Source organism: Bradyrhizobium sp. LTSP857 (assembly GCF_000938285.1).
Lineage (GTDB): Bacteria > Pseudomonadota > Alphaproteobacteria > Rhizobiales > Xanthobacteraceae > Bradyrhizobium.
Map to the genome: position 1 here is coordinate 342013 of NZ_JYMS01000027.1, position 15916 is coordinate 357928.

At 65.0% G+C, this 15916-nt stretch carries 16 protein-coding genes; 11 read left to right on the plus strand and 5 right to left on the minus strand.

From position 1 onward, the window contains the following. Positions 1-225 precede the first annotated feature (225 nt). Positions 226-1479 carry a penicillin-binding protein activator gene (locus tag UP06_RS19070; protein ID WP_197087316.1) on the plus strand — a complete coding sequence of 418 codons (1254 nt, stop codon included), beginning with the start codon at positions 226-228 and terminating at the stop codon, positions 1477-1479. Between the two features lie 100 nt (positions 1480-1579). Here the strand turns inward: UP06_RS19070 and hemW are convergent, their stop codons facing one another. The 3 genes from hemW to rph are packed head-to-tail and all read right to left on the minus strand — an operon-like array spanning position 1580 to position 4081. Further along, a complete protein-coding gene (gene hemW / locus UP06_RS19075) occupies positions 1580-2734 on the minus strand; it encodes a radical SAM family heme chaperone HemW (protein WP_045004739.1) in 1155 nt (384 codons plus the stop codon). Further along, positions 2721-3356: an RdgB/HAM1 family non-canonical purine NTP pyrophosphatase gene (gene rdgB, locus UP06_RS19080; protein ID WP_045004740.1), complete on the minus strand. Its 636-nt coding sequence runs from the start codon at positions 3354-3356 to the stop codon at positions 2721-2723. Before rdgB ends, hemW begins: the two co-directional genes overlap by 14 nt. An 11-nt stretch (positions 3357-3367) precedes the next feature. Next, positions 3368-4081, minus strand: a complete 714-nt coding sequence (gene rph / locus UP06_RS19085; RefSeq protein WP_045004741.1) for a ribonuclease PH — start codon at positions 4079-4081, stop codon at positions 3368-3370. A 173-nt stretch (positions 4082-4254) separates the two neighbouring features. Between rph and hrcA the strand changes: the two genes are divergently transcribed. Both hrcA and grpE read left to right on the plus strand, forming a co-directional pair. Beyond that, positions 4255-5343: a heat-inducible transcriptional repressor HrcA gene (hrcA, locus tag UP06_RS19090; protein WP_045004742.1), complete on the plus strand. Its 1089-nt coding sequence runs from the start codon at positions 4255-4257 to the stop codon at positions 5341-5343. Between the two features lie 97 nt (positions 5344-5440). After that, positions 5441-6046, plus strand: a complete 606-nt coding sequence (grpE, locus tag UP06_RS19095; protein ID WP_045004744.1) for a nucleotide exchange factor GrpE — start codon at positions 5441-5443, stop codon at positions 6044-6046. Between the two features lie 92 nt (positions 6047-6138). Here grpE and pncA read toward each other — a convergent pair whose 3' ends face one another. Together pncA and UP06_RS19105 are read right to left on the minus strand one after the other, a co-directional pair. Next, entirely contained in the window at positions 6139-6861 is a 723-nt protein-coding gene (pncA, locus tag UP06_RS19100; protein WP_045004746.1) for a bifunctional nicotinamidase/pyrazinamidase, read from the minus strand. Positions 6862-7122: 261 nt separating this feature from the next. Next, the gene (locus UP06_RS19105) at positions 7123-8064 is read right to left on the minus strand and encodes a hypothetical protein (RefSeq protein ID WP_045004748.1); all 942 of its coding nucleotides are present in this window, start codon (positions 8062-8064) and stop codon (positions 7123-7125) included. Between the two features lie 385 nt (positions 8065-8449). On the opposite strand from UP06_RS19105, the gene dnaK reads away from it, so the two are divergent. From dnaK to UP06_RS19145, 8 genes are all read left to right on the plus strand, one after another. Next, positions 8450-10351, plus strand: a complete 1902-nt coding sequence (gene dnaK / locus UP06_RS19110; protein ID WP_045004749.1) for a molecular chaperone DnaK — start codon at positions 8450-8452, stop codon at positions 10349-10351. Positions 10352-10595: 244 nt separating this feature from the next. Beyond that, positions 10596-11723, plus strand: a complete 1128-nt coding sequence (gene dnaJ, locus UP06_RS19115; protein ID WP_045004751.1) for a molecular chaperone DnaJ — start codon at positions 10596-10598, stop codon at positions 11721-11723. Positions 11724-11816: 93 nt separating this feature from the next. Continuing rightward, positions 11817-12416: a class I SAM-dependent methyltransferase gene (locus UP06_RS19120; RefSeq protein WP_045004753.1), complete on the plus strand. Its 600-nt coding sequence runs from the start codon at positions 11817-11819 to the stop codon at positions 12414-12416. A 57-nt stretch (positions 12417-12473) separates the two neighbouring features. After that, entirely contained in the window at positions 12474-13052 is a 579-nt protein-coding gene (locus UP06_RS19125) for an NADPH-dependent FMN reductase (RefSeq protein ID WP_045004754.1), read from the plus strand. A 6-nt stretch (positions 13053-13058) separates the two neighbouring features. Next, positions 13059-13769: an orotidine-5'-phosphate decarboxylase gene (pyrF, locus tag UP06_RS19130; protein ID WP_045004756.1), complete on the plus strand. Its 711-nt coding sequence runs from the start codon at positions 13059-13061 to the stop codon at positions 13767-13769. 28 nt (positions 13770-13797) lie between these two features. Continuing rightward, positions 13798-14109: a DUF1330 domain-containing protein gene (locus tag UP06_RS19135; protein WP_045004758.1), complete on the plus strand. Its 312-nt coding sequence runs from the start codon at positions 13798-13800 to the stop codon at positions 14107-14109. A gap of 265 nt (positions 14110-14374) precedes the next feature. Beyond that, a complete protein-coding gene (dapB, locus tag UP06_RS19140; protein ID WP_045004760.1) occupies positions 14375-15190 on the plus strand; it encodes a 4-hydroxy-tetrahydrodipicolinate reductase in 816 nt (271 codons plus the stop codon). 19 nt (positions 15191-15209) lie between these two features. Next, complete coding sequence (locus UP06_RS19145) at positions 15210-15833, plus strand: 2,3-bisphosphoglycerate-dependent phosphoglycerate mutase (RefSeq protein WP_045004762.1); 624 nt, start codon at positions 15210-15212, stop codon at positions 15831-15833. Positions 15834-15916: the final 83 nt, after the last annotated feature.

The window sequence follows — 15916 nt, forward strand, 5'->3', positions numbered from 1 at the left end:
GGGGGAATGAAGCGCCAGCGCCATATTCGCGGCGGAAACGCCGCCTTGATGCTGCGAGAGCGTCGGCGAACAGCTTGCCAGGACCAGGAGACGGCCGCGTTAAGCGTTCCTTATCCTTTTGTTTTGGTTAACTATTTGCCGACAATATGCCTGAATCCGCGGCTTCTGTCGCGGGCATGAGTTGGTGTGATCGGCCGCAGACGGCTGGTCAGAAGAAGAGTTGCCATGGTGGGCCCGCGTACTCCCAGATCTTCCTTTTCGGAGGAGTCTCCCGTTCCGGGGCCCCAGACGTCGGGGGCGACCCGGCGGAGCGCGCTTGGGCTGTTGCTGGGTGCACCGCTGCTGTCGGCCTGCGCCGGCGTGCAGCAGAGCCTCAGCCAGTTCTCCAATCCGTTCAGCAGCTCCTCCCCGCCCCCGGCCCAGCCAGCCGGCCCGCCGCAGCAGGCGACGACCGCCGGTACCGGCGGCGTGAAGGTTGCCGTGATCCTGCCGCTCTCGGCCGCCGGCAATGCCGGGCTCGCCGCGCAATCCATGCGCAACGCCGCCGAGATGGCGCTGGCCGAGTTTCAGAATCCCAACATCCAGCTCTTGATCAAGGACGACAACGGCAGCCCGCAAGGCGCCCAACAGGGCGCACAGCAGGCGGTCGACGAAGGTGCCGAGATCATTTTGGGGCCGCTGTTCGCGCAGTCGGTGCCGGCGGTGGCGCAGGTCGCGCGCACGCGCGGCATCTCGGTGATGGCGTTCTCGACCGATTCCAGCATCGCCGGCCGCGGCGTCTATCTGCTCTCCTTCCTGCCGGAGTCCGACGTCAACCGCATCATCGAATATTCCGCCAGCATCGGAAAACGCTCCGTCGCCGTGCTCGTGCCCGACAATGCCTATGGCAATGTCGTCGAGGCCGCGGTGAAAGCGGCGGTGCCGCGGCGCGGCGGTCGCATTGTCGCGTTCGAGAAATACGGCGCCGATCGCGCCACGCCGGCACGCACCGTGGCGCAGCAGCTTGGTGGCGCGGATGCGCTGTTCATTGCCGATGACGGCGATGCCGTCGTCGCTGTGGCCGATGCGATGACTGCGGCGGGCGCGAATTTGCGCAACATCCAGTTGCTCGGCACCGGCCTCTGGGACAATCCGCGCGTCTATGCCAACGCAGCGCTGCAGGGCGGCCTCTATGCCGCGCCGGATCCGGCCGGCTTCCGCGCCTTCTCCGGCCGCTACCGCACCAAATACGGTGCCGAGCCGGTGCGCACCGCAACGCTCGCCTATGATGCGGTGGCGCTGGTCGCTGCACTCGCGCGCACGCAAGGCACCACGCGCTTCTCGCCCGACGTGCTCACCAATCCCTCAGGCTTTGCGGGCATCGACGGCCTGTTCCGCTTCCGCGCCGATGGCACCAATGAGCGCGGGCTTGCGGTGATGAAGGTGACGACGGGTGGCGGTGTCGCTGTCGCGGGCTCGCCGAAGAGCTTTGGGGCTTGATGGCTTCGTAGCCCGGATGGAGCGCAGCGAAATCCGGGACCGGTCCCTCATTTCGCGCAACCCGGATTACGCTGCGCTCCATCCGGGCTACAGCATTTCGCTACGCCGCCAGATCCGCGACCACCGCATCCAGCACCGGGAATCCGCTGCTCGTCACGCGCAACCGTCCTGTCGCATCAACCGTGATCGCGCCTTCTTCGCGCAGCAGCGCGATGCGTTTGGGGTCGAGCGGGCGGCCGGACAGGGCGGTGTAGCGCTCGGGGTCGATGCCCTCGGCGAGGCGCAATCCCATCAGCAAGAATTCGTCGGCGCGCTCCTCGCTGTTGAGGAGGTCGTCGGTGACGATGCCATTGCCGTTGGTCTCGACCCGCATCAGCCAGGCTTCGGGGCGCTTCTCGGTAGCGATGGCGTGGCGGATGCCATCGATATCGAGTCGTCCGTGCGCGCCGGGGCCGACACCGGCGTATTCATGGCCGCGCCAGTATACGAGATTGTGCCGGCACTCGGCGCCACGCCGCGCGTGGTTGGAGATCTCGTAGGCGGGCAGCCCGAGCTTGTCGCAGGTCTCTTGCGTGACATCGTAGAGCGCGCGGGCGACCGCTTCGTCCGGCGTCTTCAATTTACCGGCCTGGTGCAGGCCGAAAAACGGCGTGCCTTCCTCGATCGTCAATTGATAGAGCGACAGATGCTCGGCGGCTTCATCGATGGCGAGCCGCAGTTCATCCGCCCACATCTCCGGCGTCTGGTCGGGGCGGGCGTAGATCAGATCGAACGAATAACGGTCGAACGAACGGCGCGCGATCGCGACCGCGTCGAGCGCCTCGCGCGCGCTGTGCATGCGGCCCAGCGCCTTCAGCGAGGCATCATCAAGCGCCTGCACGCCGAGCGAAACACGGTTCACGCCGGCCGCGCGATAGCCGGCGAAGCGCGTGGCTTCGACGCTGGTCGGGTTTGCTTCCAGCGTGACTTCGACGTCGCTCGCGACTGTCCAATGCTTGCCGATCGCATCGAGCACCGCGCCGACAGTTGCCGGCTGCATCAGCGATGGCGTGCCGCCACCGAGGAAGATCGATGTGACCTCGCGGCCGGGCGCGCGCTGTGCAGTTGTTTCAATCTCGCGCGCGAAAGCTGAGGCGAAGCGTGCCTCGTCGATCGCGACGTGGCGGACATGGCTGTTGAAGTCGCAATACGGGCACTTCGACAGGCAGAACGGCCAGTGCACGTAGACGCCAAAGGCTTCCTTAGCGCGGCTCAAGGCAGATCTCCGCCAGTTTCACGAAGGCGCGGGCGCGATGCGACAGGCCAAGGCCAAGCGGCGGCAGGCCGTGCTTCTCGATGCTGGTCATCTCGCCGAACGTACGCGTGTGGCCATCGGGCAAAAACATCGGATCGTAGCCGAAGCCGGCCGTGCCGCGCGGCGGCCAGACCAGGGTGCCATCGACGCGCGCTTCGACCTCTTCGAGATGATCGTCGGGCCAGGCGACGCAGAGCGCGGAGACGAAATGCGCCGTGCGCTTGTCCGCCGTGGTTGCGCCGCGCTCCTGCAACAGGCGTTCGATCTGCGCCATCGCCGCTGCGAAGTCTTTGCTCGGACCGGCCCAGCGTGCGGAGAAAATGCCGGGCGCGCCGTCGAGTGCATCGACCACGATGCCGGAATCATCGGCGAAGGAAGGAAGCTTGGTCGCCTGCGCCGCTGCGATGGCCTTGATCGCGGCATTGCTGCGGAAATCGTTGCCGGTCTCTTCCGGCTCGGGAAGGCCGAGCTCACCGGCCGACACCGCCTCGATGCCGTAAGGCGCCAACAGCTCCTTCATCTCGGCGAGCTTGCCGGGATTGTGGGTGGCGATGACCAGCTTTCCGGTGATTCGGCGATGCATGGGCTTATTGACTACGCCACGGCCAGTTTCTGCAAGTCCACGAGACGCGCGACGCCCTTGCGGGCCAGCGCCATCAGCGCCAGGAACTCGGCTTCCGTGAACGGCTCGCGTTCCGCGGTGCCCTGCACCTCGATGATGCGGCCATCGCCGGTCATGACGAAATTGGCGTCGGTATCGGCCTCGGAATCCTCGGCATAGTCGAGATCCAGCACCGGTGTGCCCTTGTAGATGCCGCAGGAGATCGCGGCGACGTTGTCGCGCAACACCTTGGCCTTGATCATGTTGCGCGTCTTCATCCAGCTGATGCAATCGGCGAGCGCGACCCAGGCGCCGGTGATCGAGGCCGTGCGGGTGCCGCCGTCGGCCTGGAGCACGTCGCAATCGACCGTGATCTGGCGCTCACCGAGTGCTTCGAGATCGACGATGGTGCGGAGCGAGCGGCCGATCAGGCGCTGGATCTCGACGGTGCGGCCGCTCTGCTTGCCCGCGGCAGCTTCGCGGCGGGTGCGTTCGGAGGTTGCGCGCGGCAGCATGCCGTATTCGGCGGTGACCCAGCCGCGGCCCTGGCCCTTCAGCCACGGCGGCAGGCGGTCCTCCAGCGTGGCAGTGACCAGCACATGGGTGTCGCCGAATTTCACCAGGCAGGAGCCTTCCGCATATTTGACCACGCCACGCTCAAGCGTCACGGGGCGCAATTCATCGGGCGCACGGCGGCTTGGCCGCATGGGAAATCCTCCAAAACTCACGGGAATAGGCTGTTCGCGGTGCTTGTAGGGGGGGTGAGGGTGAGCAGCAAGGGCTTTTCGGTCCCCAAGCAACTATCGAGCAATCGCAAAACCCCGCTTGTCAGGGGGCTCCCGGATGGACAGATTAAAGGCAGCCGAGAGGAGTTACGTCCGTGGCCCATCACGATCCGATCCATCTGATCGCGCCGCGCGCGGGCCTTGCCCAGCTCAACGAGCGTTCTCGCGACATCTTTCGTCAAATCGTCGAGAGTTATCTCACGACCGGCGAGCCGGTCGGCTCACGCAATATCTCGCGCCTGATCGCCATGCCGTTGTCGCCGGCCTCGGTCCGCAATGTCATGGCCGATCTGGAACAGCTCGGCCTGATCTACGCGCCGCACACCTCCGCCGGCCGTTTGCCGACGGAACTCGGCCTGCGCTTCTTCGTCGATGCCCTGATGCAGGTCGGCGACCTCAACGAGGCCGAGCGGCAGTCGATCCAGAGCCAGCTGACGTCGGTGGGCCACGCCCAATCGGTGGAGGCGGCGCTGTCGGAAGCGCTGACGCGGTTGTCCGGCCTCACCCGCGCCGCCGCCGTGGTGCTGACGCCAAAATCCAATTCGCGGCTGAAACATATCGAATTCGTCCGACTGGAACCCGAGAAGGCGCTGGTGATCCTGGTCGGCGAGGACGGTCAGGTCGAAAACCGTGTGCTGACCCTTCCGCCCGGAGTTCCGTCCTCGGCGCTGACGGAGGCCGGCAATTTCCTCAATGCGCGGATTCGCGGCCGGACGCTGGCCGAGGCCCGGCTCGAGCTCGAAACTGCACTGGGCGAAGCCCGTGCGGAGCTCGACCAGCTCACCCAGAAGGTAATCGCAGCCGGTATCGCCAGTTGGTCCGGCGGCGAGAATGAAAATCGTCAGCTGATCGTACGTGGCCACGCCAATCTGCTGGAGGATTTGCACGCGCTGGAAGACCTCGAGCGGGTGCGGCTGCTGTTTGATGACCTTGAGACCAAGCGCGGCGTGGTCGATCTGCTCGGCCGCGCCGAGACCGCCGAGGGTGTGAGAATCTTCATCGGCAGCGAGAACAAGCTGTTCTCGCTGTCCGGCTCCTCCACCATCATCTCGCCCTATCGGGATGCCGCCGGCCATATCGTCGGTGTTTTGGGCGTAATCGGCCCGACCCGGCTGAATTATGCCCGCGTGATCCCGACCGTGGACTACGCTGCCCGCATCGTCAGTCGCCTCCTGGGCGGCTGACCGGCGGCTCAGACGATCACGGGCGCTTGATTTTCGGCGCCCGAAGCACGATATCCGGGCGAGAAAAATCCCTGAGACGAGTTTGAAAAGAGAGCCGATGACCGATCGAGACCGGCAACCCGAAGACACGACCGCTGCGACCGGCGAGCCCGTGGTGTCGAAGCCCTACATCATGCCCGACGATCCCGAGCCCGGCTCGGTCGAATTGTTGCAGAAGGAAGCTGCCGAGGCGCGCGACCGCATGCTGCGGACGCTGGCCGAGATGGAGAATCTGCGTAAGCGCACCGCCAAGGAGGTCGCCGACTCCAAGCTCTACGGCGTCACCGGCTTTGCCCGCGACGTGCTCGACATCGCCGACAATCTCCAGCGCGCGCTCGATGCCATTCCGGCCGAGACTCGTGCCGCGGCTGATCCCGGTATGACCTCGCTGATCGAGGGCGTCGAGCTCACCGAGCGCTCGCTGCTCAATGCGCTGGAGAAGCACGGCGTGAAGAAGTTCGACCCCTCGGGCCAGAAGTTCGACCCGAACTTCCAGCAGGCGATGTTCGAGGTGCCCGATCCGTCGGTGCCGTCAGGCACCGTGGTGCAGGTCATGCAGGCCGGCTACACCATCGGCGACCGCGTGCTGCGTCCGGCTCTGGTCGGTGTCGCCAAGGGCGGCGCGAAGGCTGCACCTGCGGCCAACAGCAACGAGGCGAACTGAAGCGGGCGTAAGCTCGCAATCCTCATGGTGAGGAGCCGCGCCCGAAGGGCGCGCTCCTCAGGATGCGGGTTTGGCGGAAGAGTCGCGTCGCCTTACGCGCTCACCGCGATATCCGCAGACTGAATCCGCTTCACCCCGGCCTTGGCCATATCGGCCCAGGCTTTCGCGAGCGAGCCCTGATTGTCGATGCCGCGGCAGGCGTCTTCCACGACATAGACCTCGAAGCCGGCCTTGCGCGCGTCGAGCGCGGTCCAGGCGACACAGAAGTCCGTCGCGAGACCCGCAACGAACACGCGCTTGATCTTGCGGCCCTTGAGATAGCCGGCGAGGCCGGTCGAGGTCTTGCCGTCGGCCTCGAGGAAGGCCGAATAGCTGTCGACGTCCTTGTGAAAGCCCTTGCGGATGATGAGCTCGGCCTGCGGGATCGAGAGATCCTTCGACAGCGAAGCGCCGTCGGTGCCCTGCACGCAATGGTCCGGCCACAGCACCTGCTTGCCATAGGGCAGGTCGATCGTTTCGAACGGCTTCTTGCCGGAATGCACCGATGCGAACGAGACATGGCCGGGCGTGTGCCAGTCCTGCGTCATCACCACGTTCGAAAATCCCTTGGCCATCTTGTTGATGACCGGCACCACCTGCTCGCCTTCCTTCACCGCGAGGCTGCCGCCCGGAAGAAAACAGTTCTGCACGTCGATCACGAGCAGCGCGGATGTGTCGTCCGGCTTGATCGAGGCCGCGGCCAACAGCGCGGTTGGAGCGAGGCTCGCGAGCGCCGTCGTCCCCAGCGCCGCCAAGATTTGTCGCCGATCCAGCATCGTTCGTCTCCCTCTGAATGATCCAACGAGGAAGGAGCCTAATTCCGTTCGTATACGAACAGAAGCCCGAAAATGCAGCCGGGTCTGGTGAGCGCTTGGGCGGGCTACTTTCTCGTCGTCCCGGCGAAGGCCGGGACCCATACGCCGCAGCAATAGTTTTGCGAAGACTCGGAGTTACCGGCTCGTCCTGCAACCACTCCCTGTGGTTATTGGGTCCCGGCCTCCGCCGGGACGACACCGAGTGTGCTGGACCGTTTTCGCTTAGCCCTTCGGCTGGATGCCGTCGCGCACTGCGCGGAAGCGGGTGAAGGCGTTCACCCACTGGTCGCGCGGCGCGCTGGCGATGATGCGCAGCGAGGCGCCGCCGGTTGAGAAGCGGATCCACTGCACCACCGTGACCGCGGTCTTGTCCTTGCCGCTGATGCCGTCGATCCGGGTCTCAAAGCCCTGCTGGCCATTGATGCGGATCGGCTCGGACATGGTGACGCGCGATTCGCGCACGCCGGGGATCTGGAGCGCGGCCTCCTGGGCGAAGCGGGCGCGATCGTCGGCCTGCTGCGGGGTCGCGCCGATCAGGCCGAGGATCATGAACGGCTTCGATTCATAGCCTGTGCTCTCGTTGCCGTCGGCCAGGATGATGCTGCTGCCCGGGACCAGCGTGCGAACGTCCTTGAAATCGGCGAGGTCGGTGATCTTGAACGGCATCAGCCCGATCTGTTCGTCGGCCGACACTTCCCTGCGGGTTACCGCGGTCGCAAACATCTGCCGCACCGCGTCGTCGGTGTAGATTTTCGATGCGTTCTCGGGGACCTGCACCGCGACATAGCCGGAGAAGCCGGCACCCGGCACGATCATCGAATAGCGCTTCACCGGAGTATCGCCGGCCTTGCCGCTCTCGGTGGTGAAATAGGCCAACCCCGCCGGCGTCTCGATCTTGTCCGGCTTGACGCCGTTGCTGCCGGCCGGATTCGCGTTGAAGGCGGCCACGACCTCGCCATAGGCCGCCGGCGGCAGCTCGGTGATCAGCACCTTGACGTTGCCGTCCTCGCTCTCGAAGCCGGGAAAGGTCTTGGCCGTGCTCAGCCCGACCAGTGGCGCCATGCCGAGGCGCAAGCCAGGCGGGAAAACGGCGTCGGCGGCGAAGGCCGGAAGTGCTGTGGCAGCGAGGAGGGCGAGCGCGGCGAGGGGGCGAATGAGCTTCATGGGCACTCTACTTGGTTCACATTGAGGCCGTTCGATGGTCGGCCATCGGGCCCCTTTGTCGCGTGGGGCAGCCTAGCGCGCGGTGGTCCGGCCGGTCCGCCTTTTAGCGGGTTTGGCCTTGCCGCAACAGGGTGGCGGCGGGGGGCAGGCCGAGCGCAGACCTGTTAATAATTCCTCACCCGCAAGGGCGGTCCAGCCCGGATATGTTCTTCCAAAACCCAATGTTTTCACGGCCGAAACTTGCGTTCGGTCCTTGCGGGGCCCACCCCCCCTCCTATATGAGCGTCAACCATCGCAATATCGCGGATGTTTGATCTTAGGGGGTTTCGGTTCGGGTGCCTTCTGGGCCCAGCCAACCTGCCGCAAAAACAAGGATATCTGGACCATGGGAAAGGTCATTGGGATCGACCTCGGCACCACGAATTCGTGCGTCGCCGTAATGGATGGCAAGAACGCCAAGGTCATCGAGAATTCCGAAGGCATGCGCACGACGCCTTCGATCGTCGCCGTCACGGATGACGGTGAGCGCCTCGTCGGCCAGCCTGCCAAGCGCCAGGCCGTCACCAACCCCGAGCGTACGTTCTTCGCAGTGAAGCGCCTCATCGGCCGCCGCTACGACGACCCGATGGTCGAGAAGGACAAGAAGCTCGTTCCGTACAAGATCGTGAAGGCTTCCAACGGCGACGCCTGGGTCGAGGCCGACGGCCAGACCTACTCGCCCTCGCAGGTTTCGGCGTTCATCTTGCAGAAGATGAAGGAGACCGCGGAAGCCCATCTGGGCCAGAAGGTCGACCAGGCGGTCATCACCGTTCCGGCCTACTTCAACGACGCCCAGCGCCAGGCGACCAAAGATGCCGGCAAGATCGCTGGCCTTGAAGTGCTGCGCATCATCAACGAGCCGACTGCGGCAGCCCTCGCCTATGGTCTGGACAAGACCAAGACCGGCACCATCGCGGTGTACGATCTCGGCGGCGGCACGTTCGATATCTCCATTCTCGAAATCGGCGACGGCGTGTTCGAGGTGAAGTCGACCAACGGCGACACCTTCCTCGGCGGCGAAGATTTCGACATGCGCCTCGTCGGCTATCTGGCCGACGAGTTCCAGAAGGAGCAGGGCATCAACCTGCGCAACGACAAGCTCGCGTTGCAGCGCCTGAAGGAAGCCGCTGAAAAGGCCAAGATCGAGCTGTCGTCGACGACGCAGACCGAGATCAACCTGCCCTTCATCACCGCGGACCAGACCGGCCCGAAGCATCTGACGATGAAGCTGACCCGCGCCAAGTTCGAAGCGCTGGTCGATGACCTCGTTCAGAAGACGGTCGAGCCCTGCCGCAAGGCGCTGAAGGATGCGGGCCTCACCGCCGCCGAGATCGGCGAAGTGGTGCTGGTCGGAGGCATGTCGCGCATGCCCAAGGTCCAGGAAGTCGTGAAGCAGTTGTTCGGCAAGGAGCCGCACAAGGGCGTCAATCCGGACGAAGTCGTGGCGATCGGCGCTGCGATTCAGGCTGGCGTGCTCCAGGGCGACGTCAAGGACGTGCTGCTGCTCGACGTGACCCCGCTGTCGCTGGGCATCGAGACGCTGGGCGGCGTGTTCACCCGTATCATCGACCGCAACACCACGATCCCGACCAAGAAGAGCCAGGTGTTCTCGACCGCCGAGGACAGCCAGAACGCGGTCACCATCCGCGTCTTCCAGGGCGAGCGTGAAATGGCGGCCGACAACAAGATGCTCGGTCAGTTCGACCTGATGGGCATTCCGCCGGCCCCGCGCGGCATGCCGCAGATCGAGGTCACCTTCGACATCGACGCCAACGGCATCGTCAACGTCTCGGCCAAGGACAAGGCCACCGGCAAGGAGCAGCAGATCCGCATCCAGGCCTCCGGCGGCCTGTCGGAAGCCGACATCGACAAGATGGTCAAGGACGCCGAGGCCAATGCGGCAGCCGACAAGCAGCGCCGCGAGGCGGTCGACGCCAAGAACCATGCCGACGCGCTGGTGCATTCCACCGAGAAGGCACTCGCCGAGCACGGTTCGAGGGTCGCCGAGACCGAGCGCCGCGCCATCGAGGATGCCGTCAGCGACCTCAAGGAAGCGCTGAAGGGTGACGATGCCGAGGCGATCAAGACCAAGACCAACACGCTGGCCCAGGCGTCGATGAAGCTTGGCGAAGCCATGTACAAGCAGCAGGCTGAGGCCGATGCGGCCAAGGACGCTGCGAAGGACGACGTCGTCGACGCGGAATTCACCGAAGTCGACGACGACAAGAACAACAAGAAGTCTGCATAAGCCCGCGAGGGTCATGATGCGGACGGCTTGGACCCCACACGCTGAACTGGCCTCTCCCCTCAGGGGGGAGGCCGTCGTGTCGGGCTCGACGGGGCGCGCTCCCGTTACGATCGATCAATTCCCAGCCGTTATTCTCAACGCTGCCGTGGTGCCCTCTGCCGCAAGGCGGAAGGGCGCTTATATCGTCGCGTGGCGGCGTTGTTTCGCCCCGACTTGAATCGCGATTGGATAGACCGGGTCAGACATGTCCACCAAGCGCTGCTATTACGAAACCCTCGAGGTCGAACGCTCCGCCGACGATTCCGTCCTGAAATCGTCCTTCCGCAAGCTTGCGATGAAATTTCATCCCGACCGCAATCCGGGGGATGACACCAGCGAAGTCCGGTTCAAGGAAATCAACGAGGCCTACGAGGTCCTCAAGGACAAGGACAAGCGCGCGGCCTATGACCGTTTCGGCCATGCTGCCTTCGAGCAGGGCGGTCCTGGCGGCGGTGCCGGTTTCGGCGCGGGCTTCGCCTCCTCCTTCTCCGACATTTTCGAGGATTTGTTCGGCATGGCCGGACAGCGCGGCCGTGGCGGCCGCGAGCGTGGCGCCGACCTGCGCTACAACATGGAAATCACGCTCGAGGAGGCCTTTGGCGGCAAGACCGCGCAGATCGAGATTCCGGTCTCGGTCACCTGCGATGCCTGCTCGGGCATCGGCGCCAAGGCCGGCACCAAGCCGAAGACCTGCTCGACCTGCGGCGGCGCCGGCCGCGTGCGGCAGTCGCAGGGCTTCTTCACGCTCGAACGCACCTGCCCGGGCTGTCAGGGCCGTGGCCAGATGATCGAGGACGCCTGCCCGTCCTGCTCGGGCCAGGGCCGCGTCACCCGCGAGCGGAATCTGTCGGTCAACATTCCCCCGGGCGTCGAGGACGGCACGCGGATCAGGCTCGCCGGCGAAGGCGAAGCCGGAGTCCGCGGCGGCCCGCCCGGCGACCTCTACATCTTCCTGTCGCTCGCCCAGCATCAGTTCTTCCAGCGCGACGGTGCTGATCTGCATTGCCGTGTGCCGATCTCGATGGTGACCGCGGCGCTTGGCGGCGAATTCGAGGTGCCGACCATCGAGAAGGGCAAGACCAAGGTGAAGGTCCCCGCCGGAACCCAGTCTGCCCGCCGATTTCGCATTGCATCAAAAGGCATGCCGGTGCTGCGCTCGCGCCAGATGGGCGACATGTACGTCCAGGTCGTGGTGGAGACCCCGCAGAATCTCACCAAGAAGCAGCAGGAATTGCTGGCCGAGTTCGAAAAACTCTCCTCCGGCAACACCCAGCCGGAATCCGAGGGGTTCTTCACCAAGGTCAAGGATTTCTTCGGTAATCGGGCGAACTGACCCGTCTTGACCGCATCGTTTTCGGCCTATACCTGTTTATGACCATTTTCTGACACGCCGCGGTCACGCGGTCTCGTCCCGTCCGGTCCAGACATGCCATTGCCGTCGTCCGCGCGTGCGTTGAAGAAGCCTCGTCTTGATGACGAGGTGCGCTTTCTCAGATCGTGGATCGAAAAGCCCCTCCACATGGGCGCGGTGATGCCGTCGGGTAAGCTGCTCGCCCGGACCATGGCCCGTTACGTCGATATGAACTCGGATGCACCGGTGGTCGAGCTCGGCCCCGGCACCGGCGCCATCACCTCGGCGCTGGTCGAGCGCGGCGTCGACCAGAAGCGCCTCGTCCTCGTCGAATATAATCCCGGCTTCTGCGCGCTGCTGCGCGATCGCTATCCGCAGGCCAAGGTGGTGCAGGGCGATGCCTATCGCCTGCGCGACACGCTCTGGAACGTGCTGAGCGCACCGGCCTCCGCGGTCGTCTCCGGCCTGCCGCTCGTCACAAAACCGATGCTGACGCGGCTGCGGCTGATCCGCGATGCCTTCACGGCGCTCGCGCCCGGCGCCCCCTTCGTACAGTTCACCTACGCGGTGGTGCCGCCGATCCCGAAATCGCTGCCCGGCGTGTCCACAGAGGCCTCGGAACGGATCTGGATGAACCTTCCGCCGGCCCGCGTCTGGGTGTATCGCAAGGACTAATTCCGCCGGCTTCCCTCTTTGCGCGGCGGGTTTGTTTCGCCGAACGCATGGAAGCGGATGTCCGCACCGAAAATCCTGGTCATTCCCGGCTCACTCCGCACCGGCTCGCACAATGCGAAGCTGGCGGCGGTCGTCGCTTATGAATTCGCCCAGGCCGGCGTCGACATCACCCGCATCTCGCTCGCCGATTTTCCGCTGCCGATCTACGACGGCGATCTCCAGGCCAAGTCCGGCGTGCCCAAGCACGCGGTCAATCTAAAGCGCATGATCGGCGCGCATCATGGCGTGCTGATCGTCTCGCCCGAATACAATGCCTCGGTGCCGCCGCTGTTGAAGAACGCGATCGACTGGGTCAGTCGCGTGCAGGATCCGCACGAGGCCCGCGGTGACGTCTTCCGCAACCGTACTTTCGCGCTCGCCGGCGCTTCGCAGAGCAGGCTTGGCGCAGCCCGCGCGCTTGGGGCGTTGCGATTGATCCTGACCTCCTGCCACGCCAATGTGATCGCCAGCCAGCTCACGCTCGCCTTTGCCGACCAGGCCTATGACGATATGGACAGGCTGAAGAACCAGGGCGATATCGACGCCATGAGGGAGATGGTGCGGCAGTTGATCGACATTTCTCAACGCATGATGTGAGGTGACATGACGCCAGCCGAAATCGCCCCGAACGACCGCCTGATCGTCCCGCTCGACCTGCCGAGCCCGGAGGCCGCGGAGGCGATGGTCGCAAGGCTCGGCGACAGCGTCACCTTCTACAAGATCGGCTATCAGCTCGCTTATGCCGGCGGCTTGCCGCTGATCGGCAAGCTCGCCGACAAGGGCAAGAAGGTGTTTGCCGATCTCAAGATGCACGACATCGGCAACACCGTGATGCGCGGTGTCGAGAGTGTCGCCAAGCTGGGGGCGACGTTCCTGACCGTGCACGCCTATCCGCAAACCATGAAGGGCGCCGTCGAAGGCCGCGGCAGCGCCAGCCTGAAGATCCTCGCCGTCACGGTGCTGACCTCCTACAACGACGACGATCTGCATGCGGCCGGCTATCGGCTCAGCGTGTCGGAACTCGTCGAAGCGCGGGCGCAGCAGGCGCAGGTGCTCGGCGTCGACGGCCTCGTCTGTTCGCCGGAAGAAGTGGGCGCCTTGCGCAAGATCGTCGGCCATCAGATGAGCCTCGTCACCCCCGGCATCCGGCCCGCGGGCGCGCCGACTGGCGACCAGAAGCGCATCATGACGCCGGGCCGTGCGATCGCCGCGGGGGCCGACTATCTTGTCGTCGGTCGTCCGATCCTCGAAGCCGCCGACCCCAGGGCGGCGGCTGACGCAATCCAGGCCGAAATCGCGCAAGCGCTCGGCTGATCAAGCTGATCAAAAAGGGAGAAGAACAATGGCAAAAGGCTACTGGATCGGACGCGTCGACGTGCACAGTGACGAGGGCTACAAGCCCTACGCGGTGGCGAATGGTGCGATCTTCAAGAAATGGGGCGCTCGCTTCGTCGTCCGCGCCGGCAAGTTCACCACTGTCGAAGGCGCCAGCCGCACGCGCAACGTCGTGATCGAATTCCCGGACTACGAGACCGCGATCGCCTGCTACAACTCGCCGGAATACCAGGCCAACATCAAGGTGCGCCAACCGCACTCGCTCGCCGACCTCATCATCATCGAGGGCTATGACGGCCCGCAGCCGTCAGACGGCTGAGGCGGGATCTGAGCGCGCGCCTCGTCCTTCGAGACGACCGCTCTGCGGTCTCCTCAGGATGAGGCTAAGCAGCATCGGCACCCGTCGAATTTGCTGCCATGTACTCCGACCTCATCCTGAGGGCCCGCCGTAGGCGGGCGTCTCGAAGGATGGCCGCAAGCGGCCGGCCCTCCAGGAGAGTTAGGCCTGCGCCTGCGCCTGCCCGATCCCCCTCGGTTGCCGGAACTGCGTCCCGCCGCTACAACGCACCTGAGAGGATCAGACCATGTCCGAGATGCGCTTGATTGTTGCTGGAGCCGGCGGCCGGATGGGCCGGGCGCTGACGCGGGCGATTGCCGACACCAAAGGTGCGGTCGTGGCCGGTGCGCTGGAGGCGCCGGGCTCGGAGCTGCTCGGCAAGGATGCCGGCGTGCTCGCAGGCCTGCCAGCCAACGGGATCAAGCTGTCCGCCGACCTCTGGGCGATGTCGAAGGATGCCGACGGCATTCTGGATTTCACCGTGCCGGCAGCGACCATCGCCAATGTCGCGATCGCGGCCGAGCGCGGCCTCGTCCATGTCATCGGCACCACCGGTCTTTCGGGCTCCGACAACGCCGTGATCAAGAGCGTCACCAACCGCGCCGTCGTGGTGCAATCCGGCAATATGAGCCTTGGCGTCAATCTGCTGGCCGCGATCGTCAAGCGCGTCGCCAAGGCGCTCGACGACAGCTTCGATATCGAAGTCGTGGAAACCCACCACCGCATGAAGGTCGATGCGCCCTCCGGCACCGCGCTGATGCTGGGCCAGGCCGCTGCTAGTGGCCGTGGCATTTCGCTCGAGGAGAACGCGGAGCGTGGCCGCGACGGCATCACCGGCGCGCGCAAGCCCGGCGCGATCGGCTTTGCCTCCTTGCGCGGTGGCACCGTGGCCGGCGAGCACAGCGTGACATTCCTGGGCCCGTTCGAGCGCCTGACGCTGTCGCATCTCGCCGAAGACCGCATGCTGTTCGCCCATGGTGCGCTGAAGGCGGCGTTGTGGGCGCATGGCAAGAAGCCGGGACATTACTCCATGGCCGACGTGCTCGGCCTCGCCGACATCTGAAGGGAACGGAAAGCAGTCAATGAGCGAACGTCTTCTCGTGCTCGTGCGCCACGGCCAGAGCGAATGGAATCTGAAGAACCTGTTCACGGGCTGGAAGGATCCTGATCTCACCGAGCTAGGTGTGAAGGAAGCCAGCGAGGCCGGCCGCAAGCTGAAGGCACAGGGCCTCGTGTTCGACGTCGCCTACACCTCGGTGCTGACGCGCGCGCAGCACACGCTTGATCTCATTCTCGGCGAACTCGATCAGAAAGGTTTGCCGACGTCGAAGGACCTCGCGCTAAACGAGCGCGACTATGGCGATCTCTCCGGCCTCAACAAGGACGACGCGCGCAAGAAGTGGGGCGAGGATCAGGTGCTGATCTGGCGCCGCTCCTACGATGTGCCGCCGCCCGGCGGCGAAAGCCTGAAGGACACCCTCGCGCGCGCGCTGCCGTATTACGTGCAGGAGATCCTGCCGGGCGTGCTCAACGGCAAGCGCACCCTTGTCGCCGCCCACGGCAACTCGCTGCGCGCGCTGATCATGGTGCTGGAAAAGCTCTCGCCCGAAGGCATCCTGAAGCGCGAGCTCGCGACCGGTGTGCCGATCATCTACCGGCTCAATGCGGATTCGACTGTGGCGTCGAAGCTGGATCTGGCGGGTTGAGCACGATCCCGTAGGGTGGGCAAAGGCGCACAGCGCCGTGCCCGCCATTCTTCCTACCGCTGACGCATGGTGGGCACGCTTCG